This window comes from Microbacterium sp. BK668, from assembly GCF_004362195.1.
Classification (GTDB): Bacteria; Actinomycetota; Actinomycetes; order Actinomycetales; family Microbacteriaceae; genus Microbacterium.
In genome coordinates, this window is sequence record NZ_SNWG01000001.1 from 1,724,716 (window position 1) to 1,751,404 (window position 26,689).

A 26,689-nucleotide genomic window follows, 5' to 3' on the forward strand; every position below is an offset into this window, starting at 1 on the left:
AGGGCGGGCGGGTCAGCCCGACGGATTCTCGACAGGCATCCCGTCGTCATCGGTCGTCGGCGGCAGATCCTGCTCACCGCCGCGCGACGCCCGCGGGGAGGCGGCATCCGCGTCCGCCGCCGTCTCCTGGTCGGTGATCGTGCCCTCCGGCTCGCTCTCGACCACGCGATGCGACGTGCCCAGACGCGCGGCCAGCCGCTCGCCGGCTTCGACCGCCTCGTCGCGGCTGGAGAAGCTCTGCGACAGCTCGGGCTCATCGATGACGCGCGTCACCCACTGCCCGCGGTTCGAGAAGGTCTCGACCTCGCGTGCGCTCATCTCCGCGTCGGTCATCTGTCGAACACCGCTGCGGAGACCTCGGCAGGTGTCTCGAAATCGTCCCGTCCGGCATTCTCCAGCGCCGAGACGATGTCGTCGGGTGCGCCGTTACGGCGCGCGGCCTCGACGAGCGTCGCGCGGCTGGCGGGGTAGTCGACGCCGGCGAGGTGCTTCTGCAGGTCGATGGGATTCGGCTGGTCTGCCATGGTCTGTTCCGTTTCGTTGCGTTCAGCTGAGCTGTTCGATCATGAGGACGAACAGCAGCAGCACGGTGGAGGACACCGACATGGCTCCCACGAGCCACGCGAAGGCGAGGTTGCGGTTCTTGACGCTGTCGACGGTCATGGCGCAGACGAGCATCGCGCCGTAGAACGCGCACGTGAGGATGACCCCGGTGAGGCCGATCGGGGGGTTGAGGCTGATCGTCAGGGCGAAGATGAGCACGGCGACCACGGCGAGGACGCCACCGGGAACGAGCCAGTACCGCCGGTGCTCGACCTCGAGGGGCGCCTGCTCGCGCACGCCGCCGGGGCCGGCATGCACAGGGGCGACGGGGCTCACCGGACGGCCTTCCGGGTGGTGCCTGGAGCGGACCGCACAGCGTATCGACGTCCGTCGGCGCGGCCATGTGTCCCGATGTCGCCCGCGCCGGCCATCCTCGTTCCTTCCGTCGTTCCCTCAGGGATGACGGTAGGGTCGCGGCATCTGTCGAGGAGGACCCTTGACACGGCCTGAGACACGTGTGTAGCCCGTGCTCCCCGTTCTTCGGCGAGGTCGAGCCGCGACGCGAGAGCTCCTCCGGCCCTCCCTAACCGAAGCCATGGCGCCTGCGCAACCCCCCGGGCGGGCACGCGGAACCACTCATACGGTGGCGACATGGATGCCGAGCCCACTGTGTTCCGAAGTGGAGAAGGGGCGCTCCTGCCGGAGGGCATCTGGTGGGATGCGCGCACCGACGAGATCGTCTGGGTCGACATCCGGCGCGGAACACTGCACCGTGGTCGCCTCGACGGCGCCGTCGACGGTTCCGACGACCGCGTCGTGGGACTGCCCGCGCCGCTCGGCGTCGTGCAGCCCGCTGCCGGCGACGGCTACGTCGCCGCGCTGCGCGATTCCGTCATCCTGCTCGACGCCGACGGCGAGATCGTCCGGACGGTGGCGAGCGTCCGGCACGCGCACGACGGCATCCGCTTCAACGACGGAAAGGTCGATCCGTTCGGCCGCTTCGTCGTCGGATCGATAGACGAGACGACGGATGCCTCGGACGCCCGCGTCTATGGCTTCGAATCGGACGGACGGGTGCGGGTGCTCGCCGGCGGTTTCAACAACGCCAACGGCCTCGACTGGTCCGACGGCGGCGAGACCTGGTTCATCGCGGACACGTCGGATGAGACCGTCTATCTCGCGCCCTATGGGCGATTCGGCGCGACGGGACCGCTCACGCCGTTCTTCGGCGGGCACACGATCGACGGCATGACCCTCGACGCCGACGGGGCGCTCTGGGGCGCCGTCTACGGCTCCGGCATCGTGCAGCGCTGGGACCTCGACGGCGAGCCGCTCGAGACCATTCCGCTCTCCGCGCCCGCCGTCACATCGGTCGGGTTCGGAGGCGCCGATCTCGACGTCCTGTTCGTCGCCTCGGCCCGCGACGGCCTCGACGCCGAGAGGCTGGCGGAATGCCCCGAGAGCGGCTCGATCTTCCGGGTCGAGGGCGTAGGCCGCGGCCGGCCCGCCCGGACCTTCGGGGTCGGCTGAGCCGAAGCATCCTCCCAACCCGCAACGATCCGAGATCAGAGACAGGAGACGCGATGTCCCGCGACCAGTACACGTTCACCAACCCCGCCGAGCTCTACTCCGACTTCGACCCCGAGAAGCAGAAGCAGCCGGAGCCGGGACTGGAGGCCCGGATGCAGCCCAAGCCCGATCTGGGCGAGGACACGTACCGCGGCACCGGCCGTCTGACGGGGCGCAAGGCGCTTGTCACGGGCGCGGATTCGGGCATCGGGGCGGCGACGGCGATCGCGTTCGCGCGGGAGGGGGCCGACGTCGCGATGTCCTATCTGCCGGCGGAGGAGAAGGATGCCCAGCGCGTCGCCGGCATCCTGCGGGATGCGGGTGTCACGGTGCTGACCCTTCCCGGCGATCTTCGCGACGCCGACTACTGCCGCGATCTCGTGCGGCAGACCGTCGACGGGCTGGGCGGACTCGACATCCTGGTCAACAACGGCGGCAAGCAGGTGTTCCAGGAGAGCCTGACGGACCTGTCCGACGAGCAGTTCGACGACACCTTCAAGACCAACGTGTACGGGATGTTCTGGATCACGAAGGCGGCGCTTCCTCACCTCCAGCCGGGGTCGACGATCATCAACACGACGTCGATCCAGGCGTATCAGCCGTCGGAGATCCTCGTCGACTACGCCTCGACGAAGGCCACCATCAACGCCTTCACGAAGGCTCTCGCGCAGCAGCTCGCGCCGAAGGGCATCCGCGTCAATGCCGTCGCACCGGGGCCGATCTGGACCGCCCTCCAGGTGACCGAGGGCCAGCCCCAGGAGAAGATCGAGTCCTTCGGCGAGCAGACCCCGCTCGGCCGCGCGGGGCAGCCCGCCGAGCTGGCGCCCGCCTACGTGTTCCTCGCGTCGGCCGAGTCGAGCTACGTCGCCGGGGAGACGCTCGCCGTCACGGGAGGCTCGCCGACGCCCTGACACGCAAGCGCCGGCACCGCCTCGTCGTGCCGCGGCGGATGCGCGGCCCGAGACGGCGCCGGTGGATCCGGGAGCCGTACCCCGAGGGGATACCACGGCGTCGCGGGCGCGGCAATCCCCCTCGCCCCGGTTCTCGCGGATCGCACAGTGGCCTGCATGACACGGGATCGGGATGGCGTCACCGGAATCGCAGAGGGCGTCTTCCGCCTGCACCGGGCGGGGGTGAACTGCTACCTCGTCGCGGCGAGCGACGGCTTGACGCTGGTGGACGCCGGGCTTCCGGGAACCTGGCCGGTGCTCCAGCAGGCTCTGACGCAGATTCGAGCTCGTGTCGCCGACATCGACGCGGTGATCCTGACTCACGGTCACTTCGATCACGTCGGCATGAGCCGGCGGCTGAGCGACGACCACAGCGTCGAGTCGCACATCCACGTCGCCGATGCGCTGCTGGCGCGGCATCCCTACCGCTACCGTCACGAGTCTCCGCGCGTGCTGTATCCCTTCCGCCATCCGCGCGGTGTGCCGATCCTCACGGCGATGGCCGGGGCGGGCGCGCTCACGGTGAAAGGCATCACCCCGGTCGTGGATGTCGTCCCGACGCAGCCCCTCGACGTGCCGGGCGGTCTCGTGCCGGTGTGGTCGCCGGGGCACACCAACGGGCACTGCGGCTTCCACCTCGCCGGTCGCGGCATCCTCTTCTCCGGCGATGCCCTCGTGACCCTCGACCCCTACACGGGACGCACGGGTCCGCGCGTGGTCGCGCGAGCGGCGACGGCGGATGCCTCGACCGCGCTGCGCAGCCTCGGGAACCTCGCCGCGACCGAAGCGACCCTCGTGCTGCCGGGACACGGCCGTCCGTACGAGGGGGACGTGCGCCGCGCGGTGAAGGACGCGCTGGCCGAGAAGGTCGCGTGACGCGGCGTCTGCCGTGCCCGCTCAGGGGAGGATGCGCGGGCGAAGGGAACGCGCGGGCGAATGGGCGCCGGCGGGCGAACGTAGGGTGGAGACGTGACGTTCGAGCCGCAGAAGCCCGCCACCCCGCGCCCGGCGACCGGATCGATCGTCGGGGCCTTCGCGATCGACATCGTTCTCGTCGGCGTCTTCTCGGCGATCGGGCGAGCCAGTCACGGTGAGGACGCCCTCGCGGGGCTCCTCGAGACGGCCTGGCCGTTCCTCGTCGGAGTCGTCGTCGGCTGGCTCGTCCAGCAGGCGTGGCGCGACCCGCTCTCGCCCGTTCGCACCGGTCTCGGCGTGTGGGGAGCGACACTCGTGGTCGGGATGCTCCTGCGCACCCTCTCGGGTCAGGGCATCGCGATCCCGTTCGTGATCGTCGCCGCGATCGTGCTCTTCGCCTTCCTCGTGGGCTGGCGAGCGATCGTGGCGGTCGTCACGAGAGTCCGCACCGGACCGACGGCGAAGTAGCCGGCGCCGCGGACCCCGGCATCCGTCAGCTCCGCGTGCCCGTCCAGCCCAGGGCGGGTGCGACGTGGGTGGCGAACGACTCCACGATGCGCAGGTTGAAGTCCACCCCGAGCTGGCTCGGGATCGTGAGCATCAGCGTGTCGGCACTGGCGATCGCCGCGTCCTCCTTGAGCTGCTCGATCAGCACGTCGGGCGCGGCGGCGTAGGTCTTGCCGAACGTGGAACGCATGCCGTCGATGTAGCCGACGCCCTCGCCGTCCTGCCGCCCGCCGAAGTAGAACTCGTCCTCGGCGGTGGTGAGCGGGAAGATCGAGCGGCTGACCGACACGCGAGGCTCGCCGTCATGTCCGGCGTCCCGCCAGGCGGTGCGGAAGGCATCGATCTGCTCCGCCTGGAGCACGTCGAACGGCAGACCGCGGTCTTCGGTCAGGAGGGTCGACGACATCAGATTCACGCCGGTGCGGCCCGCCCACTCCGCCGAGTCGCGGTTGCCCGCACCCCACCAGATGCGCGACCGCAATCCAGGCGAGAACGGCTCGATTCGCTGCAGGCCGGTGCCGCCGCCGAACGGGCTGTGCGGGTCGCGCTCGGCGAGCCCCTCTCCCTCGATCGCGCGCAGGAAGAGCGCGAAGTGGTCGCGCGCGATGTCGGCGCCGCGCGGGTCTGCCGACCCCGTATAGCCGAACGCCTCGTAGCCGCGGACGACGGTCTCGGGTGACCCGCGGCTCACTCCGAGTGCCAGCCGCCCGCCGCTGAGCAGGTCGACGGATGCCGCTTCCTCGGCGAGGTGGAGAGGGTTCTCATACCGCATGTCGATCACGCCCGTGCCGACCTCGATGCGCTCGGTCCGCGCCGCGATCGCCGCCAGGAGAGGCATGGGGGAGGACTGCTGGCGTGCGAAGTGGTGCACGCGGAAGTACGCCCCGTCGACGCCCAGTTCGTCCATGCCCTGAGCGAGATCGATCGCCTGGAGCATCGAGTCGCCGGCGGTCAGCTCGCGCCCGCCGCCGAGGGGTCCGTAGTGTCCGAACGAGAGTGTTCCGAAGCGCTTCACGATGACTGCAACGGTACGCCCGCGGCATCCATTCCGGTGAATGCATCCTCGGGTCGGCGCTGTCGCCGCGGGGCCCCATCGAGCATGGCCGGTGCCTACCATGGCATAACGGATGTGACGGAGGGAGGCGAGATGGTCCAGGTCCGCGTGGCCGGTGTCGCCCTCGACGCGACGCAGCAGCATGTGATCCTCCTCAAGCCCATCGACGAGCTTCCCGGCGAAGGGCAGATCCTGCCGATCTGGATCGGGCAGCAGGAGGCGACGTCGATCCTCATCGCGATCGAGGGGGCCGAGGTGCCGCGCCCGCTCGCCCACGACCTCATGCGGAACATGCTCGATTCCCTCGGCGCACGGGTGACGCGCGTGGAGGTCTCGCGCATCGACGACGGCACGTTCTACGCCGAGATCACCCTCGAGACGGCGGCCGGGCAGCGGATCGTCGATTCCCGGCCCTCGGACGCCGTGGCTCTCGCGTCGCGCGTGGGCGCACCCATCTGGGTCGCCGACGCCGTGATGGACGAGGCCGGGATGGCGGACAACGTCACCGAGGTCGGCGAGGGCGAAGAGGCCGAGACCGACATCAGCGAGCGGCTGGACGAGTTCAAGCGATTCATCGACGACGTCGACCCGGAGGACTTCCGCTGAGCCCGACCGGCGGCGGCCCTGTGGCCCCGCGGGCCCCGCGGCGCCCGCGGACCACCCCGGTGACGCGGGCCGCCCCCGCCGGCATCGCCCTCAGCGCGCCCCGTCGACCGGGCCGTCAGGACAGCTTGCGCAGCGCCGAGCCCTTGTGCGCCGCCCGGTCTCCGCTCTTGTCCGACTCCACGATGTACGACGGCTCGTCGTCCGATGCGGTGAACTTCTGGCCGGCGAACTGGAAATCGCTCGTGCGCTTCTCCACGACCTTCCCCTGCGTGCGTCCCTGAGACGTGTTCCAGCTGACGCGGTCGCCTTTCGACAGGTCGTTCGCCACGGGTTCTCCTCTGCTCGAGTCTGGGATGATGCGTCGATCGCGGCATCCGTCGTCTCATCGTCGTTCGGGAGCCCCCCGCAGCGGAACGGGGTTGACGACCCGCGTCAAGGGCCCTTCCGCCTTCTCGCTGCTCGTCGTAGGTTCGGGGCGTGGTGGATCGTGCGGTGCCCAATCTTCCGTCGCGCTCGTTCGAGGCGACGGCCGCGTTCTACGGCGGGTTCGGCTTCGAGGTCGCCTACGACGACGGAGGCTGGCTGATCCTCCGCCGTGGAACCGTCGTGCTCGAGTTCTTCCTGTGGCCCGAGCTCGACCCCTACTCGAGCGGGTACATGGCGAGCATCCGCGTCGCCGATGTGGAAGAGCTGTTCGCCGCCGTGCGTGCCAGCGGAGTGCCCGAGGTCGTCACCGGCATCCCGCGGCTCATCCCGATCGCCCTGCAGGAGTGGGGGCAGCGGGCGGGATACCTGATCGACCTGGACGGGACGCAGCTCCACCTCATCGAGGACGCCGGCTGACGTGACGTACCCGATCGGCTCGACCAACGAGGTCGGCGGCCCCGACGGCTACTCCTACGGCGCCGTCGTCGTCCGCGCCGGCTCCGACGCGCAGGCCCCCTTCGAGGAGCTGCTGCGCAGCATCCGCTTCACCGGCTGGATCGCTCCGCCCGCCGACGACTGGCTCGTCGCGCTCGGCGACCCCGGCGCCGGGGTCGTCGCCGCGGAGCGACGCGGCATCATCGAGGTCGGCGGGATGGCCGCCGAGCACATCGCCGCGCCTGTCCTGGCGCTGCGGGTGCGTCGCGACCGGCAGCTGGCGATCGTCGCATGGGACGGCGCCGAGGAGATCGGCCGCTACTCCAGCGATCCCTCGCAGGAGCCCGGCGACGACGACGACATCCTCGCCGAGCCGGTCGGCGTGGCCTTCGCCTTCGCGTTCGCGAGGCTGGTCGGAAGGGAGGAGGTCGCCGAGGACCTCGCCGACCTCCTCGCGGAGGAGCTCGACCCCGACAGCGTCTACGAGTCCGAGCGGCTCCGGCAGGCGCTCCGACTGCTCGGGATGCCGGACTGGATCGTCGCTGCGAACTCCCTTCCGCGCGACATCCCGACCGGTCCGCGCGCGGCCGAGCTGGTCCGCCTGCGCGCCGGACGGAGCGGCTTCCCGGGCTGGGTCCGGCACGCGTTCATCCGTCGGCTGCGCCGGCGTCGCGCGGCTCCGCCCGCCATCGCCGACCCGCCCCGGCAGAGCCAGGGCATGGGTGGCATCGAGCCCTGGATGTTCTGACCTCGCCGGACAGCGGATGCCTAGACTGCGACCGGGGCTGTCGCCCTCGCGGCCTTATCGAGAAGGAGCAGGAATGCAACTGGGAATGGTGGGACTCGGCCGGATGGGGGCGAACATCGTGCGCCGCCTCATGCGCGACGGCCACGAGTGCGTCGTCTACGACGTCAACACCGAGGCCGTCACGGCCCTCGCGGGCGAGGGTGCGATCGGCTCGTCGAGCCTGGCGGACTTCGCCGCGAAGCTCGAGGCGCCGCGGGCGGTCTGGCTCATGATCCCCGCCGGGCTCACAGGCACCGTCGTCGATCAGGTGGCGGACGTGCTCGAGCCGGGCGACATCATCATCGACGGCGGCAACTCGAACTACAAGGACGACGTGCGCCGCGCCGCGAAGCTCAAGGACGCCGGCATCCGATACGTCGATGTGGGCACGAGCGGCGGGGTCTTCGGCCTCGACCGCGGCTACTGCCTCATGGTCGGCGGTCCGGACGAGGCCTTCCGGCAGATCGAGCCGGTGCTCAAGACGATCGCACCGGGAAGCGGGGAGGTCCCGCGCACCCCCGGCCGGGAAGGCGACTTCGCGCCCGAGGAGCTGGGGTACCTCCACTGCGGGCCGTCGGGCGCGGGGCACTTCGTCAAGATGGTGCACAACGGCATCGAGTACGGCATCATGGCGGCGCTCGCCGAGGGCCTCAACATCCTCGAGCACGCCGACGCAGGGGTGCGCGAGGCGGAGCACTCGGCCGAGGTCGCGCCGCTGGAGGAGCCGGAGTTCTACCAGTTCACGATCGATACCGCCAAGGTGTCCGAGCTGTGGCGCCGCGGGTCGGTGATCTCGTCGTGGCTCCTGGACCTCACCGCTGCCGCGCTGACGCAGAACCCGACGCTCGATGGGCTCGCGGGGAGGGTCTCGGACTCGGGCGAGGGGCGGTGGACCGTCAAGGCGGCCGTCGACACGGGGGTTCCCGCGCCCGTGCTCGCGGCATCGCTCTTCGAACGGTTCGCCTCGCGCGGCGAGGATCACTTCGCCAACCAGGTCCTGTCGGCGATGCGGCTGCAGTTCGGCGGGCATCAGGAGCTGCCCGCGGGCGACGTGCTCGAGGCGGGCGGCCGCAAGTCCGAGTCGTCCTCGACGGGCCAATCGCAGGGCGCATGAGCAAGGGCGCCGGCGCGCACCAGCTCACCAAGGAGCAGGCCCGGCGCATCATCGTGCGCGCCCAGCTGCTCGACGCCGATCGACCGGGGGACGTCGTCGAGGTGGCCGAGCAGCTGGGCTACATCAAGATCGATCCGACCGCGACGATCGCGCCGTGCGAGCACACCGTGCTGTGGTCGCGGATCGGGTGGTCGTACGAGCCCGGTCAGCTGCAGAAGGCCGTCGAGATCGACCGGCTGCTGTTCGAGTTCGACGGCGCGTTCCGGCCCATGAGCCTGCTTCCGCTCATGCTGCCGGCCATGCGGCGATGGCCCGAGCGCGAGAAGACGAGGCAGTGGCTCGACGCGAACGACCGGTTCGCGCGGGACATCCTGGCCCGGCTCGCTGCGGAGGGGCCGCTCCTCGCCTCCGACATCCCCGACACCGCACAGGTGAGCAGGGCTCCCGACGGCTGGAGCGGCTCGAACCAGGTGCCGATCATGCTCGACTTCCTCCTGCGCCAGGGCAGGGTCGCCATCGTCGGACGCGAGAATCGCCATCGCCGGTGGGATCTCGCCGAACGGGTCTATCCGCAGGACCTCCCCGAGTACGCGGATGAGGAGGCGGCGCGGCTCCTCGGGGAACGGATGCTCCAGGCCGCGGGCATCGCCAAGCCGCACTGGTGGTGGAACGGCGTCGGCAAGACCTCCGGCGAGCCGGCCGTCGTCGAGGGCAGCGCCTGGAAGCTCCGCGTCGACCCGGCGGCGGTGGCCGCTCTCGAGGAGGACGACGGCGGACGCGTGGCGTTCCTCAACCCCTACGACAGCCTCCTTTTCGACCGGAGGCGGCTCGAGGAGCTCTTCGGGTTCACCTACGTGCTCGAGCAGTTCAAGCCGAAGAGCCAGCGCGTGTACGGCTACTTCGCGCACCCGATCCTCCTCGGCGACCGGTTCGTCGGGATGCTGGACGCCGAGGTCGACCGGGAACGCGAGGTCCTGACGGTGCGGGCCGTTCACGAGCTGCTGCCGTTCGAGCCGGAGGAGAGCGACATGGTGCGCGCCGAGATCGGGGAGCTGGCGGACTGGCTCGGCGTCTCGGTGGCCGGGGCCGGCTGACGGGGTGGTCCGCCGCTCACCGGGACGCATCCCGTCGAGCGGAGAGTCGGGGATGCTGGGGGAATGACGACGCGGCTCCTCCTCATCTCCGACACGCACATCCCCGGGCGCGCGCGGCGACTCCCCGAGGCGGTGCTCCGCGAGGCGGACGCGGCGGACCTCATCGTGCACGCCGGTGACTGGGTCGCGGCATCCGTGCTGGACGAGCTCGAGGACCACGGCGAGGTGATCGGCGTGTTCGGCAACAACGACGGTGCCGAGCTGCGCGGCCGCCTGCCCGACATCGCCCGCCGGACGATCGAGGGGCTTCGCTTCGCGGTGGTGCACGAGACGGGCGACGCGAAGACGCGCGAGCGCCGCATGGACGTGGCATTCCCGGATGCCGACGTGCTCGTCTTCGGACACAGCCACATCCCGTGGGACACCGTGACGCCGGGCGGCCTCCGCCTGCTGAACCCAGGATCGCCGACCGATCGGCGGCGTCAGCCCGTCCACACCATGATGACGGCGGTCGTCGACACGAGCGGCCGGGTCGAGGTGGATCTGCTCACCGTCGGCTGACCTCGCCCCGGAGTCGAGCACGCACCTGCGAGAGTGAAGAGGTGGACGAGATCACACGCCGGACGGCGAGGGACATCGCGGCGGGCGTCCACCGTCGCGAGGTCTCCGCACGCGAGGTCGTCGAGGCCCACCTGATCGCCATCGAGGCCGAGAATCCCCGGCTCCGCGCGCTCACCGCGGTCTTCGCCGATCGCGCGCGAGCCGCCGCGGACCGTGTCGATCGAGCGATCGGCGACGGGGAGGCTCCGGGCCCCCTCGCCGGCGTGCCGTTCTCCGTGAAGGAGAGCATCGACCTGACGTGGTCGCCCACGACGCAGGGCTGGAAGGGCCTCGCCGGTGCGGTCCCGCAGGCCGATGCCGCGGTCGTGCGGCGGATGCGCGCGGCCGGAGCGATCCCGATCGGGCGCGGCAACATGTCGGATTTCGGCATGCGCTGGGACACCGACAACGACCTGTTCGGCCGCACGCTCAACCCCTTCGACGAAGCCCGATCGGTGTACGGCTCCAGCGGCGGTGACGCGGTCGCCGTCGCCACCGGAATGGCGGCCATCGGGCTCGGCAACGACTTCGGCGGATCGATCCGCCTCCCCGCCTCCGCTCTCGGCATCGCGGGACTGCGGCCGTCCTTCGGGCGTGTGCCGCGGGCGGCGGTGCGCGATGCCGGGGTCGCTCCGACGCTGCAGCAGTTCTCCGTGAACGGCCCGCTCGGCCGCACCGTCGACGATGTCGCGCTCGCCTTGGGGGTGCTCCAGGGCGTCGACCCGGCCGATCCCGTCTCGCTCGCGGTGCCGCCGCGCACAGCGGCGGAGCTGGATGCCTCGCCTCGCCGCGTCGGCGTGGTCCGGGATCCGCTCGGCTGGGGCGTCGACGCCGACGTCGCCGCCGGCGTGGAGCGCGCGGCCGCGGCGCTTGCGCGGGCGGGGTGGGAGGTGGTGGACGTCGATCCGCCGCTCCTCGAGGAGGCCGCGGTCCTGTGGCGCCGGCTCGCGTGCACCGACATGCTCCTGACGCTCGATGAGGCGCTGCTGCCCGTGCCGCTCGGCCGGTCCGCGGCATCCTTCCTCCGCGACAGCACGGCGGTCGCGCGCCCGTACGAATCCGCGGCCGACTACGCGGCGGCGTGGGCCCGTCGGGCTGTCGTCGCGGCCGCCTGGCGGCTCCTGCAGGTCGAGATCCCGCTGGTCCTCGGACCGGTGTCGACGCGCCGGACGCCGGAGCGCGACTTCGATCTGGGAGGGCGCGAGGCGGCGGATGCGGCCTGGCGCGACCTGCGGCTGGTCGTCGCCGTCAACTTCCTGGGGCTGCCCGCCGTGAGCGTTCCGTCGGGCGCCGACCGCGACGGGCTGCCGGTCGGCGTGCAGCTCATCGGCCCGCTGCACGCCGACGAGCTCGCGCTCGAGGCGGCTCGCTCCGTCGAGTCAGCGGCCTGACCGGCCCGCCGGCTGGTCGCGGATCAGCGGCACGTACGCGACGAGCACGCCGGCTGCGAGCCCTCCGAGTCCGCCGGCGGCCATGTCGCCGATCGTGTCCTGATAGGCGACGAAGATGTCGGGCGAGACGAACGCCCAGCCGACCCACTCGATCATCTCCCACACCGCGCTCACCGCGAGCGCGATCACCGGGACGATGACGAGAGGGACGCGGCGGAGTCCCGCGAGCGGATCGGGGACGATCCCCAGCCGCACGAGCACGAGATGACCCATGGCCGCGATGACGCCGGTGCACACGCAGTGCATGACGAGGTCCCACCCCGCGATCGTCGTGTACAGGTCCAGGACATTGCTCCACGCCGCCAGCAGGACGACGGCGCAGAAGACGATGTCGAACCACGGCCGGACTCCGACGAACCGGGGTACGAGCACGACGGGAAGGGCCAGCGCGAGCACTCCGGCGTTCATCGGCGTCATCCAGACCGCCGCGACGAGGACGCCGACCAGTCCCAGGGCGCGGACGCCGTCCGCCGCCCAGTCCATCCCGCCGGAAGGCGGACGGACGAACCGCTCGACCGACGCGGGGCGGTCGCTCATGCGCTCGCCTCCTCGCCCCGCATCCGCACCACGGCCTGCACCGGAAGGTGATCCGACGGCCAGGCGCCGTCCACCCGCGCCGGATTGATGCCGGCGCGGAGCACCTCGACGTCCGGGGAGACGGCGATCCAGTCGATGCGGGCGCCGCCGACACGGGGAGGGCGGTAGTTGGGGAAAGTGCCCCACTCGGGGGTGAGGTGGACGGATGCCTCGGCCCAGGCATCCGTCAGCGTCCCGTCGCCCAGCAGCTCCTGGATCGGCGCGGTCCGCTCGCCCGTGTTGAGATCGCCCGTCACGATCGCCGGGTGCGGCTGCGCGGCGACGCGACGGCGGACGGTCACCGCGCTCTGCCGGCGGGCGCGCCCGGAGAGATGGTCGAAGTGGGTGTTGACGGCGAAGAGCATCGCGCCCGTGAGCCGATCGCGGAACGTCGCCGTCACGAGCACCCGCGGCACGAGGTTGCCCCACCCGCGCGCCCCCTCCTCGTCGGGACGGTCGGCGAGCGCCTCCTGCGACCAGTCCAGGAGCTCGAGCCGCTCGGTGTCGTAGAAGAGCGGGTTGCCCTCGCCCCGGCCTCCGCGGTTGCGCCCGCGGCCCACGAAGCGGTAGCGGGATCCGAGGGCGTCCTGGAGTGTGCGCGCCTGGTCGGGGCGCACCTCCTGGGCTCCCAGCAGGGTCGGCCGCTCCGTGCGCACGAGGGATTGCACCAGGGGGCGACGACGCGTCCAGCGGTCGGCCGCCCGCCAGTTGCCGCGGTCGAATCGGCGCCGGATGTTGTACGTCATGACGTGCAGGTCCGGCGCCTCGACCGGCCCGATGAGAGCATCCGTCACGGCAGCGGCCGATCCTGACGGACGCGGATGCCCAGGCCCGCCCGGCGGAGCGCGATGCGCACCCACCGCACCGGCGGCACGTCGTGCGGCCAGTGGATGACGACGGTGCGGAACCCGGCCCGCACGCGCCGTGCGAAGGCGCCCGGGTCGGCGAAGGGTCGCATCGACATCGCCATGTGATCGGCCTTCACGCGGCCGATGCGCCATCGCTCGCCGAGGTGGAACGAGAGGTCGAAGTCGTCGTGCACCGCCGCGTCGTCGCGGTGCACCCGGTGATGGATGCCGCGCCAGGCCTCGCGCCGGAGCGCGAGGTTCGATCCGAACAGCGGTCGATGTCCCAGCGCCAGCGCTCCAGCGCCGTCGTACGCGGCGAGGTAGGTGATCGCGAGCGGTGCGCGCAGCGCACGGGGCCCATCGAGGAATCGAGCGCCGCCGGTGACGGCGCCGATCTCGGCGCGATCGAAGGCGTCGACGACGGCGGCGACCCAGTCCGGGTCCGGGATGCAGTCGGCGTCGAGGCGGAGGATGAGATCCCCCGACGCGCGGTCGTAGCCGTGGGCGCTCGCCGCGGGGATGCCCGGCCGATCGCATGGCTCGACGCGGGCGCCGGCGTCACGGGCGACCGCGGCCGAGGCATCGGTCGACCCGTTGTCGACGACGATGATCTCGTCGGGAACGCGGGTCTGCACGCTCAGTGCCGCGAGGCAGCGTGCCAGCTCGGCGTCGTCGTCCTTGACCGGGATGACGACCGACACGGTCGTCCGGTCACGGGGGGATGGCGCGGCCACGTCGTCTCCTCATCGCTGTCATCCGTCACGCTAGCCGCCTTCCCGGGCGACCCCCGGCGGTTGACACGCACCAGGCCGTCGATTAGTCGGTCGGGGTCCCCGCGGACGGCGCGGAGTCCTGACCGTGGTCAGCCCCCGACGACCCCTGGCGCTGTGCTCGAGCGGTCGCGGGCGCGGAGTGGCCGCGCATGACGACGCCGGCTCCGACGGTCGCGACGAGCACGAACGCGGTGAACACGAGGAGCACCGTGATCTCCCCGACGAACGCGAGGCTGACCCCGACGAGCAGCACCGGGACGACGAGCCCGGTATACGCGATGAGGAAGAGGAGGGCGAGCGTCTCGCCCCGCCGGTCGGGCCGTGCGAGGGCCGCCGCCGACGCGATCGCCGCGCGGAACATGATGCCCGCCGCCGCCCCGCCGATGATGCCGCCGACGAGGAACAGGGGGAGCGCCGGCAGGAGAGCGCCGACCGCGATCGCGGCGAGACCGACGGCGAAGCAGACGACGGCGATGGTCAGCTGCGTGCGCTGAGCAACGCCGACGAGCACGATCTGAGCGAGTGCGGCTGCGCCGAACACCGCGAAGACGGCCGCGCCGTCGGCGAGGGGATCGGTGACACGGAAGGTCTGGTGCATGAACGTCGGCGCAAGCGAGGTGAAGAGGGCGAAGAGGGCGAAGGATGCCGCGGCACCGACTCCCGCCGCGGCGAAGGCGGAGCCGCCGCCCGGCGGGAAGGCCAGCCGCTGCGGGCGATAGGCGGGCCGATCCTTCGTCGGGTCGATCGTCTCGGGGACGAGGAGGATCACGGGCAGCCACGCGACGAACAGCACCAGGAACACCGCGTGCGGCAGTTCGAGCGGGTCGGGGAGGAACTCCGCGAACAGTCCGCCGATGAGGGGGCCGAGCGCGAGGCCGCCCAGATTCGCCGCGCCGGCCACGGAGGCCGCGATCACCGCCGTCTCGTTCGGGCGGGCGCTCCGGCGCAGTTCCGCGAGGTGCGCCGTCGCCGCCGCGGTGAGGGTGCCGACGCTCACGCCGTCGACGAAGCGGCCGACGACGAGGCCCGGTACGGCGTTCCAGGTGAGGAAGACGATCGCAGCCAGCGCAGAGGTCGCCACGGCGATCATGGTCATGCGACGGCGCCCGGCCCAGTCGCTCACATGTCCGATGAAGAAGAGGCTGAAGACCACGCCCACCGCGAAGGCGGCGAAGATGAGCGTGATGATCGGCACGGGGAAGCGGTCCTGTGCCTGATAGAGCGGATAGAGCGGCGTCGGGATGGTCGCGTAGGCCGTCACGGTCGTGAAGACCGCCGCGACGACCCAGAACCCCGCGAGGGACGACATCGTGCGCCGCGTCCTCGTGCGTGCGGGACGAGTCATGGCATCGGTCCGTTCGAGGTGGCGAGGTGCCGGCGCCGGCGCAGCGGCTCGACACCGACCCTGGCGGCGCCGGGGCCCGACGTCAAGACCCGACCGGTGGGCGAGGCTCGCTGTCAAGTCCCCCCGTCCGGTTCACCCGACCGGCCTACACTTCACGGATCGTGGCAGAGCACACCCCCAGCGGGACCGGCTCCTCCGGCTTCCGGCCCGACATCCAGGGCCTGCGAGCGATCGCCGTGGGCGCTGTCGTGCTGTACCACGCGGGGGTCCCGTTCCTTCCCGGCGGGTATGTCGGCGTCGACGTGTTCTTCGTGATCTCGGGCTTCCTCATCACGACGCATCTGCTCGGGAGCCTCGAGCGCGAGGGCCGGATCCGCTTCGGATCGTTTTACGCGCGCCGTGCCCGGCGCATCCTCCCCGCGTCCTTCGTCGTGCTCGTGCTCTCGATCGTCGCGGCCCTCATCTGGTACCCCCCGCTGCTCATGGAGAAGGTGTGGCGGGCAGCCGTCGCGACGGCGCTCTACGTGCCGAACTACCTCTTCGCCATGGACCAGACGGACTACCTCGCGCAGTCGACGACGCCGTCGCTGTTCCAGCACTACTGGTCGCTCGGCGTCGAGGAGCAGTTCTACCTCGTGTGGCCGGCTCTGCTCGGGCTGGCCTGGCTCGTCGTGAAGTCCCGGCGGACGCTGTTCTGGATGCTGGTGGCGGTGGTGGCGGCATCCTTCGTCGCTGGCGTGTGGCTCACCCTCCGGTCCCAGCCCCTCGCGTTCTTCTGGCTGCCGACGCGTGCGTGGGAGCTCGGCGCGGGTGGCATCGTCGCGTTCCTCCTGCTGCGGCGGGAGCAGCTGGTCCCGCGGCGACTGGCACCATGGCTCGGCTGGGCGGGCATGGCGGCGATCACGGCCTCGATCACGCTCTTCTCGTCGAAGACCCTGTTCCCCGGCGGGTGGGCGGCGGTTCCCGTGCTGGGCGCCGCGCTGGTCATCGTGGCCGGCGCGTCGCAGACCCGCGGGGGTTCGGACCGCGTCCTGTCGGCGCCGGCCATGGTGCTCATCGGGACCATCTCCTACTCGCTCTATCTCGTGCACTGGCCGGCCCTTGTCATCCCGGAATCCGCCTCGCGCGGCGGCCTGCCGCTGTGGCTCACCCTGCTCATCGCGCTGGCGTGCGTGCCGCTCGCGTGGACGATGTACCGGTTCGTCGAAGATCCGATGCGGCGCGCGTCGTGGCTGACGCGGGCCCGCACGCGGCGGACGCTCATCGGCGCCGCCGTCGGCTCGGTGGCGTGCCTGCTGGTGGCGACCGGCGCGTACGCCGTCGCCGACACCCGCACGCTCAACGTCGCGGAAGCGGCCCCCGCGCCCGCGATCGAGGACCCGCCGCAGGCGACCGACTTCGTCCCCGAGAACCTCCGCCCGTCGCTGCGGGATGCGGACGACAGCCTTCCGGAGGTCTACGCCGACGACTGCGTGCGAGGCATCGCCGCCACGGATGCCGGGGAGTGCCTGTACGGCGACCCGTCGGCGCCGCGCATCGCGCTGTTCGGCGACTCCCACGCGGCGCACTGGTTCCCCGCGCTCGAGTCGTTCGCGCTCTCGGCCGGGTACGCGGTCGAGGTGCACACCAAGAGCTCCTGCCCGTATGCGGCGATCGACGCGACCCGCCGCGGAACGCCGTATCCTCAGTGCCCGGAGTGGCGGAAGGCTGTGATCGCGGCCGTGAACGAGTCGCGGCCCGTGATCGTGCTCCTGGCCGGTTACAGCGACCCGGACCTCTCACCCGGAGTGAAGGACGATCTCGCGACGTGGGAGGCCGCGTACGGGACGACGCTGGACGCGATCACCGTGCCGAAGGCCGTGATCGCCGACACCCCCGACATCCGCGAGGACCCCGCCCCCTGCCTGTCGGCGCATCTGTCGGACGCCGAGGTGTGCGGGCAGCCGCGCGCCATCGCGCTGCGCGACGCGTCGCGCGGGGCCGCCGCCGCGGCGGCGACCGTGCGGGGGGTGCCGGTGCTCGACTTCAACGACTACCTGTGCAGCGCCCAGTGGTGCCCGCCCATCATCGGCGACACCCTCGTGTACCGCGATTCGCACCATCTGACGGCGGATTTCAGCGCGCTGCTGGGCGGCGTGATGGGGGAGAGACTGCGTCCGCTCCTGCCGTCCGCGACTTCGGGCGGGGAGCCCCTCGCCGGACCTCGCGGTCCGGGCGAGCGTCCGCACACGGCCCCTGCGGCACGGTCGCCTGGAATACCCTGAGCCCATGACAACCCTCGTGCTCACGGTCGTCGGCGACGACCGCGCCGGACTCGTCGCCGCCGTCGCCGAAGTCATCGACTCGCACGGCGGCAACTGGGAGAACAGCCAGCTCGCCGAGCTCTCCGGCGCCTTCGCGGGCATCATCGAGGTCTCGGTCGCCCCGCACCGCGCCGACGCGCTGCGCGACGCGCTGGCGCAGGTGGAGGGGCTTCTCACGGTCGCGGTGCCCGGGCACGAGGACACGACGGATGCCTCGCCCGAGCGCCTGTTCACGTTCGAGGTCCTCGGGAACGACCGTCCGGGCATCGTCCGCGAGCTGTCGGCGACGCTCAGCGCGAACGGCGTGAGCATCGAGCGCATGAACAGCCAGACCAGGGATGCGGCCATGGCCGGCGGCCGGCTCTTCGAGGCGACGATCTCGGCCGCGGTCCCGGCATCCGTCGACGTCGACGCCCTCGTCGAAGAGCTTGAGCGGCTCGCCCACGAGCTGCAGGTCGACGTCACGCGTCGAGACTGACCGACTAGTCCGACGGGCCGGTGTGGAGGACCAGCATGCAACGAGTCATCGCGACCATGACGATCTCGCTCGACGGGATCGGCTCCGGTCACAACCAGACCGAGGAGCGGCCGTTCGGCGACACCTCGAGCGAACTCATCCATCGATGGATGTTCGAGACGCCCGAGGAGAACCGGGCCGAGATCGACGAGATCGTGTCTGCCGGGGCCTACGTCATGGGACGCAACATGTTCGGCCCGGTGCGCGGGGAGTGGGATCGCGACTGGCGCGGGTGGTGGGGTGACGACCCGCCCTATCACGCTCCCGTCTTCGTGCTCACCCATCATCCGCGCGCGTCCATCCCGATGGCGGGCGGCACGACGTTCCACTTCGTGACCGACGGGATCGAGGCCGCGCTCGACCGGGCCCGGGATGCCGCGGAGGAGCGCGCGGTCCACGTGGCCGGCGGCGTGAGCACGATCAACCAGTACCTCGCGGCCGGTCTCGTCGATGAGCTCATGCTGCAGATCTCGCCCACGATCGTCGGGACGGGCCTGCGTCTGTTCGAGGGCGTGGGGCCGGTCGACCTCGAGCTGGTCAGCACCCGGGGCGCGTCGCTCGTGACGCACGTCCGCTACCGCGTCCGCCGCACGGCGGGGAAGGAGGAGTCATGATCACCGAGCCCAGCCCGCAGAAGGCGGAGGGCAAGGCCCTCTGGCACTTCACCATGTCCCTCGACGGCTTCGTCGCCGGCCCCGAACACTCCATGGACTGGATGGAAGGGCTGACGACGGGACGCCCGGACATCCTCGACGAGTACATCGCGACGACCGGTGCCGTGCTCGGCGGCCGCGACGGCTTCGACGCCTTCCCCGACGCGTCGACGATCTACGGCGGCGCCTGGAGCGGTCCCGTCTTCGTCCTGACGCACCACCCCGAGGACGCTCCGCCGAGCGAGGGCACGACCATCCTGAGCTGCGACGTGGAGGAGGCGCTCCGCATCGCGAAAGACGCCGCCCGCGGCAAGAACGTCGAGATCCTGTCCGCCTCCATCGGGCGTCAGCTGCTCGATCGTGGCCTCCTGGACGAGATCGACCTGCACATCGCGCCCGTGCTCCTCGGCGACGGCGTCCGGCTCTACGACAACCCCGGGGCGGCGCCGATCCCGCTCATGTTCACCATGACCGACGAGCCGCGACACGAGATCAACGTCCGCGCACGGCCGCTCGAAGGATCGCGGATGCCGCATCCCGACAGTCGTTGACGTCTTCGACGATCGGTCGGCTCGTCGTGCCTCTGCACCTCCGATTCCGCAGAATCCCCGACTCTCAGCGTTCTCTCCGCCCGAAACTCTTGCCGGGGACGTCGGATGACGATATATCGGTATGTATATCGTTGAGCGCGCCGCGCTCGCACACACCCAGGAGGACGATCATGAGCGGTTCGTGGACGGGAAGCGGCTTCGGCGGGTTCGACCCCCGGAAGTCCGGGAGCGGGGCGGGATCGGGCCTGTTCGACCTGCTCGACCAGCTGAAGGAAGCCTTCGACCAGAAGGTCGGCTCGGCGACGTCGAGCACGCGAGTGAGCAAGGGCGACGTGCGCGCCGCCGTGCTCGCACTCCTGGCCGAGCAGCCCATGCACGGCTACCAGATCATCCAGCAGATCGAGGAGCGCAGCGGCGGGTCGTGGAAGCCGAGCGCAGGATCCGTCTACCCGACACTCCAGCTGCTGGCCGATGAGGGCCTCATCCTGGCCGAGGAGTCCGGTGGCCGGAAGACGTACTCGCTCACCGCGGCCGGTCAGGCGGAGGCCGACGAGGCCGGCGGGCGGGCTCCCTGGCAGTCGCAGGGGACGAAGGGCGGCTCGCGGACCGGTCTCGGCAAGGCGGGCGTGGACCTCGCCCAGGCGGCGGCACAGGTGGGGCAATCCGGCAGCCCCGACCAGGTGAAGCAGGCGATCGAGGTGCTCGAAGAGGCGCGCCGTAAGCTCTACTCCATTCTCGCCCAGGACTGACCCTCGCCGTCGGAACGTCGGCGTCAAGGAGTGATCGATGGCCGACGTCGGCGGTGAGCGCGCCCGCTATCGCCGGATCCTGCGGTTCGCAGCCCGGTACATGGTGCAGGCGTGGTGGTACGAGCTCTTCCTCCCGCGCATCGGGTTCGCTCGCTTCTCGGCGCGTGGCCGGGCAGCCCGGCTGACCCGGCTCGCGCGCAAGTTCCACGGCTTGGCCGTGTCGCTCGGCGGGCTCATGATCAAGGTCGGGCAGTTCCTGTCCTCGCGGCTGGACGTGCTGCCGCCGGAGATCACGCGAGAGCTCGAAGGCCTGCAGGACGAGGTGCCGCCGGTGGATTTCGCCGCCATCCGCGCGCTGGCCGAATCCGAGCTCGGGATGCCGCTCGAGCGGGCGTTCGCGTCTGTCGACCCGGTGCCGTTGGCAGCGGCATCCCTCGGACAGGCGCACCGGGCTCGGCTGCGACCGGAAGAAGCCGACGACACAGGGTTCGACGGCGTGGTCGTGAAGATCCAGCGCCCGGGGATCGACCAGATCGTCGCGGTCGACCTCGCCGCACTCCGGAAGGTCGCGGGCTGGCTCAGCCGCGTCCGCGTGGTCTCGGACCGTGTCGACCTCCCCGCGCTCATGGAGGAGTTCGGGGCGACGAGCCTGCAGGAGATCGACTATCTCGCCGAGGCCGCCAACGCCGAGCGCTTCGCTGCGAACTTCGCCGGCGACGCGCGCGTCGACGTCCCCGAGGTGGCGTGGGAGCGCACGACCCGCCGCGTGCTGACGCTCTCGGACGTCACGGCGATCAAGATCAACGACGTCGACGCGCTCCGGGCGGCGGGGATCGATCCGACGGCGGTCGCCCACGAGTTCGCGGCGGTGATGTTCGATCAGCTCTTCCGCGACGGGTACTTCCACGCGGACCCGCACCCCGGGAACATCTTCGTCACGCCCACCCCTGGCGCCCCGGGAGGCCGGGAGTGGAAGCTGACCTTCATCGACTTCGGGATGATGGGCGAGGTCCCCGAGCGCCTCCGCAAGGGCCTCCAGCGACTGATCATCGCCGTCGCCGCCCGCGACGGACGTCAGATGGTCGACAGCATCCGGAATGTCGGCGTGCTCCTGCCCTCGGCCGACACGACCGAGCTCGAGCGCGCGATGACCGCCCTCTTCGCCCGTTTCGGCGGCATGGGGTTCGCCGAGCTTCAGGAGGTCGACCCCCGGGAGTTCCGTGCCTTCGCCGTCGAGTTCGGCGACGTCGTGCGGGCCCTTCCGTTTCAGCTGCCGGAGAACTTCCTCCTCATCGTGCGCGCGATCTCGCTCACGTCCGGGATGTGCAGTTCGCTCGACCCGGCCTTCAACATCTGGGACGCCGTCGAGCCGTATGCCGCTCAGCTCCTCCGCGACGAGCGAGGGAACTTCGCGCAGGCGATCGGCCAGGAGGTCGTGCGCGCAGCCGGCATCACCGCACGACTGCCGCGCCGCCTCGACGACGCGGTGACCCGTATCGAGGAGGGCCGGCTGGTGGCCGAGTCGCCGCGGCTCGAGCAGCGGATGCGCTCGCTCGAGAGGACGGCGAGACGGATCGTGTCGGCCGTCGTATTCGCGGCGCTCTTCCTGGGCGGACTTCTGCTCCGTTCCGATGAGCTGGTGTGGGCGGTCGTCCTGATCGTCGCGTCGATCCCCGCTGCCCTGCACGCGCTCCTGGCCGGGTGGGCGAGCGGGCGCGGACCCCTCTGACGGCGCGGAGGCGGGAAGGGATGCCGCGGCATCCGCTCCGAGATCGACGAAGTTCCTGAGAATCGGCCCTCCCTCCTCCGAGTGTCACTAGTTTGGCTAGCGAGTCTGCAGGCACACCGGAGTGCGGAGGAGTCCATGTCGGAGCACACCGCGAGGACACGCCGGGCCGTCGTGACCGGCGCAGGGAGGGGAATCGGGCGTGCGGCTGCGCAGCTGTTGAGCGAACGGGGCTGGCACGTCATCGCCGTCGTCCGAGATGCCGCCGGAGCGCGGGAGGCGTTCGACCGATCCGCGGTCGAGGTGCGCGTCGCCGACCTCCGGGACGAGACGTCGCTCGCGACCGTCGCCGCCGAGCTCGGCGAGGACGGCGCGGACCTCGTGGTGGCCAACGCCGCGCAGTTCTCGCCGTGGGACGAGACGGTCCTCACGGCCGACCTCGACGGCGCTCGCGACATCCTCGATGTCAACGTGCTCGGCACATGGCGGACGATCCAGGCGTTCTCGAAGGCGCTCATGCGGGCCCAGGGCTCGCTCATCATCGTCGGAAGCGGGGGAGGTTCGCACGGCGACCCGGACTTCGGCGTCACCACGAACGCGGGAGCGGTGGGCTACGCGGCGTCGAAGGCGGCGGTGCACGTCCTCGGCCGGAAGGCCGCACTCGAGCTCGGCGAGAGGGACGTCGCGGTCTACGTCGTCGATCCGGGACTCACCGCCACTGCGCCCGGCATGGCCGGGATGGGCGCCCGGGATCCGCGCGACGGCGCACTCAGCATCCTCCGTCCCGTTCTGGGAGACGGGTTCGTCCCGGCGGGCTCGTTCACTCGCGACGGTCGCGCACTCGCGTGGTGACGCGGCCAATCAGACGCGGTCGGCGGCCATCCGGCGCTCGCGCATCGCGAGGAACAGCGGGAAGGTGAAGGCGAAGGCCGTCACCAGCGACAGCACGATGTAGAGCCAGGCGCGCTTCATGCCCAGCCGGCGTGCCTCGGCGACGATGAAGACCGCGCCGGCGACGGCCACCACGAGCAGGTCGACGCCGATCGACGAGACCGCCGGGCCGCTGCCGAAGATGTCGCCGAAGTAGTTCCGGGCCTCGACGACCGTCCACGCGTTGAGGATGAAGGTCCCCACCAGCCCGATGAGGGAGAGGACGAGATAGCCGATGGCGAGCGGGGTCCAACGCGGCTTCATCCGGCCTCCTCGGGCACGTGGGTTCCTCGGGGATCGCGGGGGCCGCACGATGCGGGCCCCCGCGAAGCGCTGCCGGCCGATCAGCCGGCGGCGCGGTCAGCTCAGATCGTTCTCGGCGAGCCAGTCCTGTGCGATGTCCGCTGCCGATCGCTCGTCGACGGTCGACTGGACATTGAGGGCCACGAGTCCCTCGGGCGTGAGGGCCGCGCTGACCTTGTCGATGACGTCCGCGATCTCGTCGGCCACGTCGGCATTCACGAGCGGCACGACGTTGGAAGCGAGGAAGAGTCCCTTGGGGTCTTCCAGGGTGACCAGGTCGTCGGTCTCGATGCGGGGGTCCGCGCTGTAGACGTTGGCCACCTGGATGGTGCCGGCCACGAGCTCGTCCACGGTGGTGTCGGCGGTGGGGTTGAAGGCGACGTCCACGCCGTAGACATCCTTCAGGCCGGTCGGACCGTAGGGACGCGTCTCCAGCTCGGGCGCGCCGCCGAGCGTGAGGTCGGGGATGCCGGCGAGATCCTCGATCGAGACGAGGTCGTTCTCCTCTGCGAAGGCCGCCGTCACGTTGTACGAGTCCTGGTCGGTGGCGGACGACTGCTCCAGCACCGTCAGGCCGTCGGGCAGCGCATCCTGGAGCTCCGCGTAGACGTCGTCGGGCGTGGTCGCGGTGGTCTCGGGGTCGTAGTACTGCAGCAGGTTGCCGCTGTACTCCGGGAACAGATCGATCGATCCGTCCTCCAGCGAGGGGAGGTACGCGTCGCGCTGGCCGATGTTGAACTGGCGCTCGACCTCGAATCCGGCGCCCTCCAGCGCCTGCGCGTAGATCTCGGCGATGATCTCGTTCGAGTAGTAGGCCTGCGAGCCGATGACGATGGTCGACGAGTCGGTGGCCGCGCCCCCCGCGTCGCCGTCCAGGGGGTCGGCGCTCGAGGCGCAGCCGGCGAGCGCGAGCGCCGCGACGGCGGCGCCGGCGACAGCGAGGGAGAGGCGGGTGCGTGTGTGCTTCATGTGGATCCTCCGGGTGTGATGGGCAAGGACATCAGACGGCTGGTCCCGTGGCGGCGACCGTCACGGGAGGGGCGGGAGTGCGGCGGGTGCGGCCGCCGTCGGTGCGGGGTACGGCGAAGCGGGCGACGAGGGCGAAGAGCCCGTCCAGGACGAGGGCGAGCACGATGATGATGATCGAGGCGCCGAGGATCTGCGGGAAGTCGCGATTGGCCAGCCCCTGCATGATGTAGAAGCCGAGACCCCCGAGGCCGAAGTACGCCGCGATCGTCACGGTCGCCACCACCTGCAGCGTCGCGGAGCGCAAGCCGTTGATAAGCAGCGCGAGGCCGAGCGGCACCTCGATGCGGAAGAGGACCTGCCATTGGGTCATTCCGATCGCGCGGCCCGCTCCGATGACGGAGCGGTCGATGGCTTCGAATCCCGAATACGCCCCGGCGAGGATCGAGGGGATCGCCAGGAGGACGAACGCGACCACCGCAGCGAAGGTCTTGTACGAGATCGGGATCAGCTCGAGCAGGAGCGCCACGACGCCCAGGGCCGGCAGCGCCCGGGCGGCGCCCGAGACGAAGACCGCCGTCTCGCGCCCGCGGCCGGTGTGGCCGATCGCCCACCCCGCGGGGATGGCGATGAGGGCCGCGATCGCCACGGAGCCGAACGTGAAGGCCAGCTGCTGATAGATCGCGGTGGGAAGCGGGATCGACCCCTCCAGGCGTGCCGGCGAGAAGATCCACGCGAAGGCTTCCAGCAGCAGGTTCATGCGATCGCCGTCCGGGCTCCGCGCGCCGAGCGCCCCCGCGGGTCGCGCCGCGCCCACGGCATGAGCGCGCGGCCGGCCAGCACGAGGAAGAGGTCGATCACGAGGGCGATGACGACGACGGCGACGACCCCGGCAAGGATCTCGGCGACGATGTTGCGCTGGGAGCCGTTGGTGAAGAGGTAGCCGAGGTTCTGGACGCCGATGAGGGCTCCGACCGTCGCGAGGGAGATGGTGGAGACGGCGGTCACCCGGAGCCCCGCGAGCAGCACGGGGCCGGCGAGGGGGAAGTCGACCCTCCAGAAGCGGGCCCAGGCGCCGAATCCGACCGCGACGGCGGCTGCGCGTGTCACCGGGTCGACCGATACCAGGCCATCCGTGACCGAGCGCGTCATGATGGCGACGGCGTAGATCGTCAGGGCGATGACGAGGTTCGCCTCCGACAGATACGGCACGCCGAACAGCACCAGGATCGCGAAGAGGGCGAAGGAGGGGATCGTGTACAGCAGCCCGATCGACGTGAGGACGGGTCCTCGCAACCGGGTGTAGCGGAAGGCCGCCCACCCGATCGGCACTGAGAGGACGAAGCCGAGCACGATGGCGATCGCGCTCTGCCGGAGATGGTCGACGGTGAGCTGCCAGATGAGGTCGAGATTGTCGAGGACCCAGGTCACGGCGCTCCCCGCGATGCGGAGGAGCCCGCGGCATCCCTCGCCCCCTCGTCGACCAGGACGCCCTGCGTGCGTCCGGCCGCATCGACCAGGACGGGGCCCCGCGGCGTGTGCGCGATGGAGAGAGCGCGCGCGCCGCGCTCGGTGCCGATGAAGTCGGCGACGAAGTCGTCGGCGGGGTTCTCGATGATCTCGCTCGGGCTGCCGACCTGCGCGATGCGGGCGCCCTTGCGCAGGATCACGACCTGGTCGCCGAGGAGGAACGCCTCGTCGATGTCGTGCGTCACGAAGACGACGGTCTTGGCGAGGTCGCGCTGCAGGCGGATCGTCTCGTTCTGGAGCTCCCGCCGGACGATCGGGTCGACTGCGCCGAACGGCTCGTCCATGAGCAGGATGTTCGGGTCGGCGGCGAGGCCGCGCGCGACGCCGACACGCTGCTGCTGGCCGCCGGAGAGCTGGCTGGGGTAGCGCTCGGCGAGGGCTCGATCCAGCCCCACGACATCGAGCAGTTCGAGCGCCCGTGCGCGTGCCTCGGTCTTGGAGGCGCCGTTCAGTCGCGGAACGGTGGCGATGTTGTCGACCACCGTGAAGTGCGGCAGCAGCCCGGAGTTCTGCAGGACGTAGCCGATGCTGCGCCGCAGGAGCACCGGGTCGCGGCGGGAGATCGACTCCTCGTCGATGAGGATGTCGCCGCCGGTGGGCTCGACGAGCCGATTGATCATCCGGAGCAGGGTCGTCTTGCCGCATCCCGAGGATCCCACGAGCACGGTGGTCTTGTGAGCGGGGATGACGAGGCTGAAGTCGTCGACTGCCACAGTGCCGTCGTCGAACCGCTTCGTGACAGAGCGGAACTCGATCGCCATGGTGTCCTTTCCGACGTGGCTTCCAGCCAACCATGCATACGAACACATCGGCCGGCCGGCGAACAGGTATTGACGAGACAAGTCTCCCGTGCTCATTCGGAGTCGGG

General features: G+C 71.0%; 32 protein-coding genes. 18 read left to right on the top strand and 14 right to left on the bottom strand.

Going from position 1 to position 26,689, the window contains the following annotated elements; all coding sequences use genetic code 11:
* Positions 1-12: 12 nt before the first annotated feature.
* The 3 genes from EV279_RS07560 to EV279_RS07570 are packed head-to-tail and all read right to left on the bottom strand — an operon-like array spanning position 13 to position 879.
* Positions 13-333, bottom strand: coding sequence for a DUF2188 domain-containing protein (locus EV279_RS07560; protein WP_243728476.1), 321 nt, complete (start codon positions 331-333; stop codon positions 13-15).
* Positions 330-524 (bottom strand): DUF2795 domain-containing protein, encoded by a 195-nt coding sequence (locus EV279_RS07565; protein WP_133542242.1) that lies wholly within the window; start codon positions 522-524, stop codon positions 330-332. The genes EV279_RS07560 and EV279_RS07565 overlap by 4 nt, the downstream gene beginning before the upstream one ends.
* Before the next feature lie 22 nt (positions 525-546).
* A complete protein-coding gene (locus EV279_RS07570) occupies positions 547-879 on the bottom strand; it encodes a hypothetical protein (protein ID WP_133542244.1) in 333 nt (110 codons plus the stop codon).
* 315 nt (positions 880-1,194) lie between these two features.
* Between EV279_RS07570 and EV279_RS07575 the strand changes: the two genes are divergently transcribed.
* From EV279_RS07575 to EV279_RS07590, 4 genes are all read left to right on the top strand, one after another.
* On the top strand, positions 1,195-2,073 hold the full coding sequence (locus tag EV279_RS07575) for an SMP-30/gluconolactonase/LRE family protein (RefSeq protein ID WP_133542246.1): 879 nt from the start codon (positions 1,195-1,197) through the stop codon (positions 2,071-2,073).
* Between the two features lie 53 nt (positions 2,074-2,126).
* Entirely contained in the window at positions 2,127-3,023 is an 897-nt protein-coding gene (locus EV279_RS07580; RefSeq protein WP_133542248.1) for an SDR family oxidoreductase, read from the top strand.
* A 156-nt stretch (positions 3,024-3,179) separates the two neighbouring features.
* Positions 3,180-3,938 carry an MBL fold metallo-hydrolase gene (locus tag EV279_RS07585; RefSeq protein WP_133542250.1) on the top strand — a complete coding sequence of 253 codons (759 nt, stop codon included), beginning with the start codon at positions 3,180-3,182 and terminating at the stop codon, positions 3,936-3,938.
* A 93-nt stretch (positions 3,939-4,031) separates the two neighbouring features.
* Complete coding sequence (locus EV279_RS07590) at positions 4,032-4,445, top strand: DUF3054 domain-containing protein (RefSeq protein ID WP_133542251.1); 414 nt, start codon at positions 4,032-4,034, stop codon at positions 4,443-4,445.
* Positions 4,446-4,470: 25 nt separating this feature from the next.
* On the opposite strand, the gene EV279_RS07595 is transcribed toward EV279_RS07590, so the two are convergent.
* A complete protein-coding gene (locus EV279_RS07595; RefSeq protein ID WP_133542253.1) occupies positions 4,471-5,499 on the bottom strand; it encodes an LLM class flavin-dependent oxidoreductase in 1,029 nt (342 codons plus the stop codon).
* Positions 5,500-5,631: 132 nt separating this feature from the next.
* Here EV279_RS07595 and EV279_RS07600 point away from each other — a divergent pair, with 132 nt between their 5' ends.
* The gene (locus EV279_RS07600; RefSeq protein ID WP_133542255.1) at positions 5,632-6,144 is read left to right on the top strand and encodes a bifunctional nuclease family protein; all 513 of its coding nucleotides are present in this window, start codon (positions 5,632-5,634) and stop codon (positions 6,142-6,144) included.
* 115 nt (positions 6,145-6,259) lie between these two features.
* Here EV279_RS07600 and EV279_RS07605 read toward each other — a convergent pair whose 3' ends face one another.
* Entirely contained in the window at positions 6,260-6,472 is a 213-nt protein-coding gene (locus tag EV279_RS07605) for a DUF2945 domain-containing protein (RefSeq protein WP_133542257.1), read from the bottom strand.
* 149 nt (positions 6,473-6,621) lie between these two features.
* Here EV279_RS07605 and EV279_RS07610 point away from each other — a divergent pair, with 149 nt between their 5' ends.
* From EV279_RS07610 to EV279_RS07635, 6 genes are all read left to right on the top strand, one after another.
* Positions 6,622-6,987, top strand: coding sequence for a bleomycin resistance protein (locus tag EV279_RS07610; protein WP_133542259.1), 366 nt, complete (start codon positions 6,622-6,624; stop codon positions 6,985-6,987).
* 1 nt (position 6,988) lies between these two features.
* Positions 6,989-7,753, top strand: a complete 765-nt coding sequence (locus tag EV279_RS07615; RefSeq protein WP_133542261.1) for a hypothetical protein — start codon at positions 6,989-6,991, stop codon at positions 7,751-7,753.
* Positions 7,754-7,826: 73 nt separating this feature from the next.
* Positions 7,827-8,906, top strand: coding sequence for a phosphogluconate dehydrogenase (NAD(+)-dependent, decarboxylating) (gene gnd / locus EV279_RS07620; RefSeq protein WP_133542263.1), 1,080 nt, complete (start codon positions 7,827-7,829; stop codon positions 8,904-8,906).
* The gene (locus EV279_RS07625; protein ID WP_133542265.1) at positions 8,903-10,000 is read left to right on the top strand and encodes a crosslink repair DNA glycosylase YcaQ family protein; all 1,098 of its coding nucleotides are present in this window, start codon (positions 8,903-8,905) and stop codon (positions 9,998-10,000) included. The genes gnd and EV279_RS07625 overlap by 4 nt, the downstream gene beginning before the upstream one ends.
* Positions 10,001-10,063: 63 nt before the next feature.
* Positions 10,064-10,561, top strand: coding sequence for a metallophosphoesterase (locus tag EV279_RS07630; RefSeq protein WP_133542267.1), 498 nt, complete (start codon positions 10,064-10,066; stop codon positions 10,559-10,561).
* 41 nt (positions 10,562-10,602) lie between these two features.
* Positions 10,603-11,991 (top strand): amidase family protein, encoded by a 1,389-nt coding sequence (locus EV279_RS07635; RefSeq protein ID WP_243728477.1) that lies wholly within the window; start codon positions 10,603-10,605, stop codon positions 11,989-11,991.
* Here EV279_RS07635 and EV279_RS07640 read toward each other — a convergent pair.
* The 4 genes from EV279_RS07640 to EV279_RS07655 form a co-directional block, all read right to left on the bottom strand.
* Positions 11,980-12,588: a hypothetical protein gene (locus tag EV279_RS07640; protein WP_133542269.1), complete on the bottom strand. Its 609-nt coding sequence runs from the start codon at positions 12,586-12,588 to the stop codon at positions 11,980-11,982. The two genes, EV279_RS07635 and EV279_RS07640, sit on opposite strands and share 12 nt — an antisense overlap.
* Positions 12,585-13,421 (bottom strand): endonuclease/exonuclease/phosphatase family protein, encoded by an 837-nt coding sequence (locus tag EV279_RS07645; RefSeq protein WP_243728478.1) that lies wholly within the window; start codon positions 13,419-13,421, stop codon positions 12,585-12,587. Before EV279_RS07645 ends, EV279_RS07640 begins: the two co-directional genes overlap by 4 nt.
* Positions 13,418-14,209 carry a glycosyltransferase family 2 protein gene (locus EV279_RS07650; protein ID WP_133542271.1) on the bottom strand — a complete coding sequence of 264 codons (792 nt, stop codon included), beginning with the start codon at positions 14,207-14,209 and terminating at the stop codon, positions 13,418-13,420. Before EV279_RS07650 ends, EV279_RS07645 begins: the two co-directional genes overlap by 4 nt.
* A gap of 82 nt (positions 14,210-14,291) precedes the next feature.
* Positions 14,292-15,593, bottom strand: coding sequence for an MFS transporter (locus EV279_RS07655; RefSeq protein ID WP_133542273.1), 1,302 nt, complete (start codon positions 15,591-15,593; stop codon positions 14,292-14,294).
* A gap of 161 nt (positions 15,594-15,754) precedes the next feature.
* Here EV279_RS07655 and EV279_RS07660 point away from each other — a divergent pair, with 161 nt between their 5' ends.
* From EV279_RS07660 to EV279_RS07690, 7 genes are all read left to right on the top strand, one after another.
* On the top strand, positions 15,755-17,857 hold the full coding sequence (locus tag EV279_RS07660) for an acyltransferase family protein (RefSeq protein ID WP_133542275.1): 2,103 nt from the start codon (positions 15,755-15,757) through the stop codon (positions 17,855-17,857).
* Positions 17,858-17,861: 4 nt separating this feature from the next.
* Positions 17,862-18,374 carry an ACT domain-containing protein gene (locus EV279_RS07665; RefSeq protein WP_133542281.1) on the top strand — a complete coding sequence of 171 codons (513 nt, stop codon included), beginning with the start codon at positions 17,862-17,864 and terminating at the stop codon, positions 18,372-18,374.
* 35 nt (positions 18,375-18,409) lie between these two features.
* Entirely contained in the window at positions 18,410-19,027 is a 618-nt protein-coding gene (locus tag EV279_RS07670) for a dihydrofolate reductase family protein (RefSeq protein WP_133542283.1), read from the top strand.
* The gene (locus EV279_RS07675) at positions 19,024-19,617 is read left to right on the top strand and encodes a dihydrofolate reductase family protein (protein WP_133542284.1); all 594 of its coding nucleotides are present in this window, start codon (positions 19,024-19,026) and stop codon (positions 19,615-19,617) included. The genes EV279_RS07670 and EV279_RS07675 overlap by 4 nt, the downstream gene beginning before the upstream one ends.
* 170 nt (positions 19,618-19,787) lie before the next feature.
* Entirely contained in the window at positions 19,788-20,366 is a 579-nt protein-coding gene (locus EV279_RS07680) for a PadR family transcriptional regulator (RefSeq protein WP_133542286.1), read from the top strand.
* Positions 20,367-20,403: 37 nt separating this feature from the next.
* Complete coding sequence (locus tag EV279_RS07685; RefSeq protein WP_133542288.1) at positions 20,404-22,095, top strand: AarF/UbiB family protein; 1,692 nt, start codon at positions 20,404-20,406, stop codon at positions 22,093-22,095.
* A gap of 135 nt (positions 22,096-22,230) precedes the next feature.
* Entirely contained in the window at positions 22,231-22,944 is a 714-nt protein-coding gene (locus EV279_RS07690) for an SDR family NAD(P)-dependent oxidoreductase (RefSeq protein ID WP_133542290.1), read from the top strand.
* A gap of 9 nt (positions 22,945-22,953) precedes the next feature.
* Here EV279_RS07690 and EV279_RS07695 read toward each other — a convergent pair whose 3' ends face one another.
* From EV279_RS07695 to EV279_RS07715, 5 genes are all read right to left on the bottom strand, one after another.
* Positions 22,954-23,286, bottom strand: coding sequence for a DUF2834 domain-containing protein (locus EV279_RS07695; RefSeq protein ID WP_133542292.1), 333 nt, complete (start codon positions 23,284-23,286; stop codon positions 22,954-22,956).
* A 96-nt stretch (positions 23,287-23,382) separates the two neighbouring features.
* Complete coding sequence (locus tag EV279_RS07700; protein ID WP_133542294.1) at positions 23,383-24,294, bottom strand: ABC transporter substrate-binding protein; 912 nt, start codon at positions 24,292-24,294, stop codon at positions 23,383-23,385.
* A gap of 31 nt (positions 24,295-24,325) precedes the next feature.
* The gene (locus EV279_RS07705; RefSeq protein ID WP_133542296.1) at positions 24,326-25,051 is read right to left on the bottom strand and encodes an ABC transporter permease subunit; all 726 of its coding nucleotides are present in this window, start codon (positions 25,049-25,051) and stop codon (positions 24,326-24,328) included.
* Positions 25,048-25,722 (bottom strand): ABC transporter permease subunit, encoded by a 675-nt coding sequence (locus tag EV279_RS07710; RefSeq protein ID WP_133542298.1) that lies wholly within the window; start codon positions 25,720-25,722, stop codon positions 25,048-25,050. The genes EV279_RS07705 and EV279_RS07710 overlap by 4 nt, the downstream gene beginning before the upstream one ends.
* Positions 25,719-26,582: an ATP-binding cassette domain-containing protein gene (locus EV279_RS07715; protein ID WP_133542300.1), complete on the bottom strand. Its 864-nt coding sequence runs from the start codon at positions 26,580-26,582 to the stop codon at positions 25,719-25,721. Before EV279_RS07715 ends, EV279_RS07710 begins: the two co-directional genes overlap by 4 nt.
* Positions 26,583-26,689 lie beyond the last annotated feature (107 nt).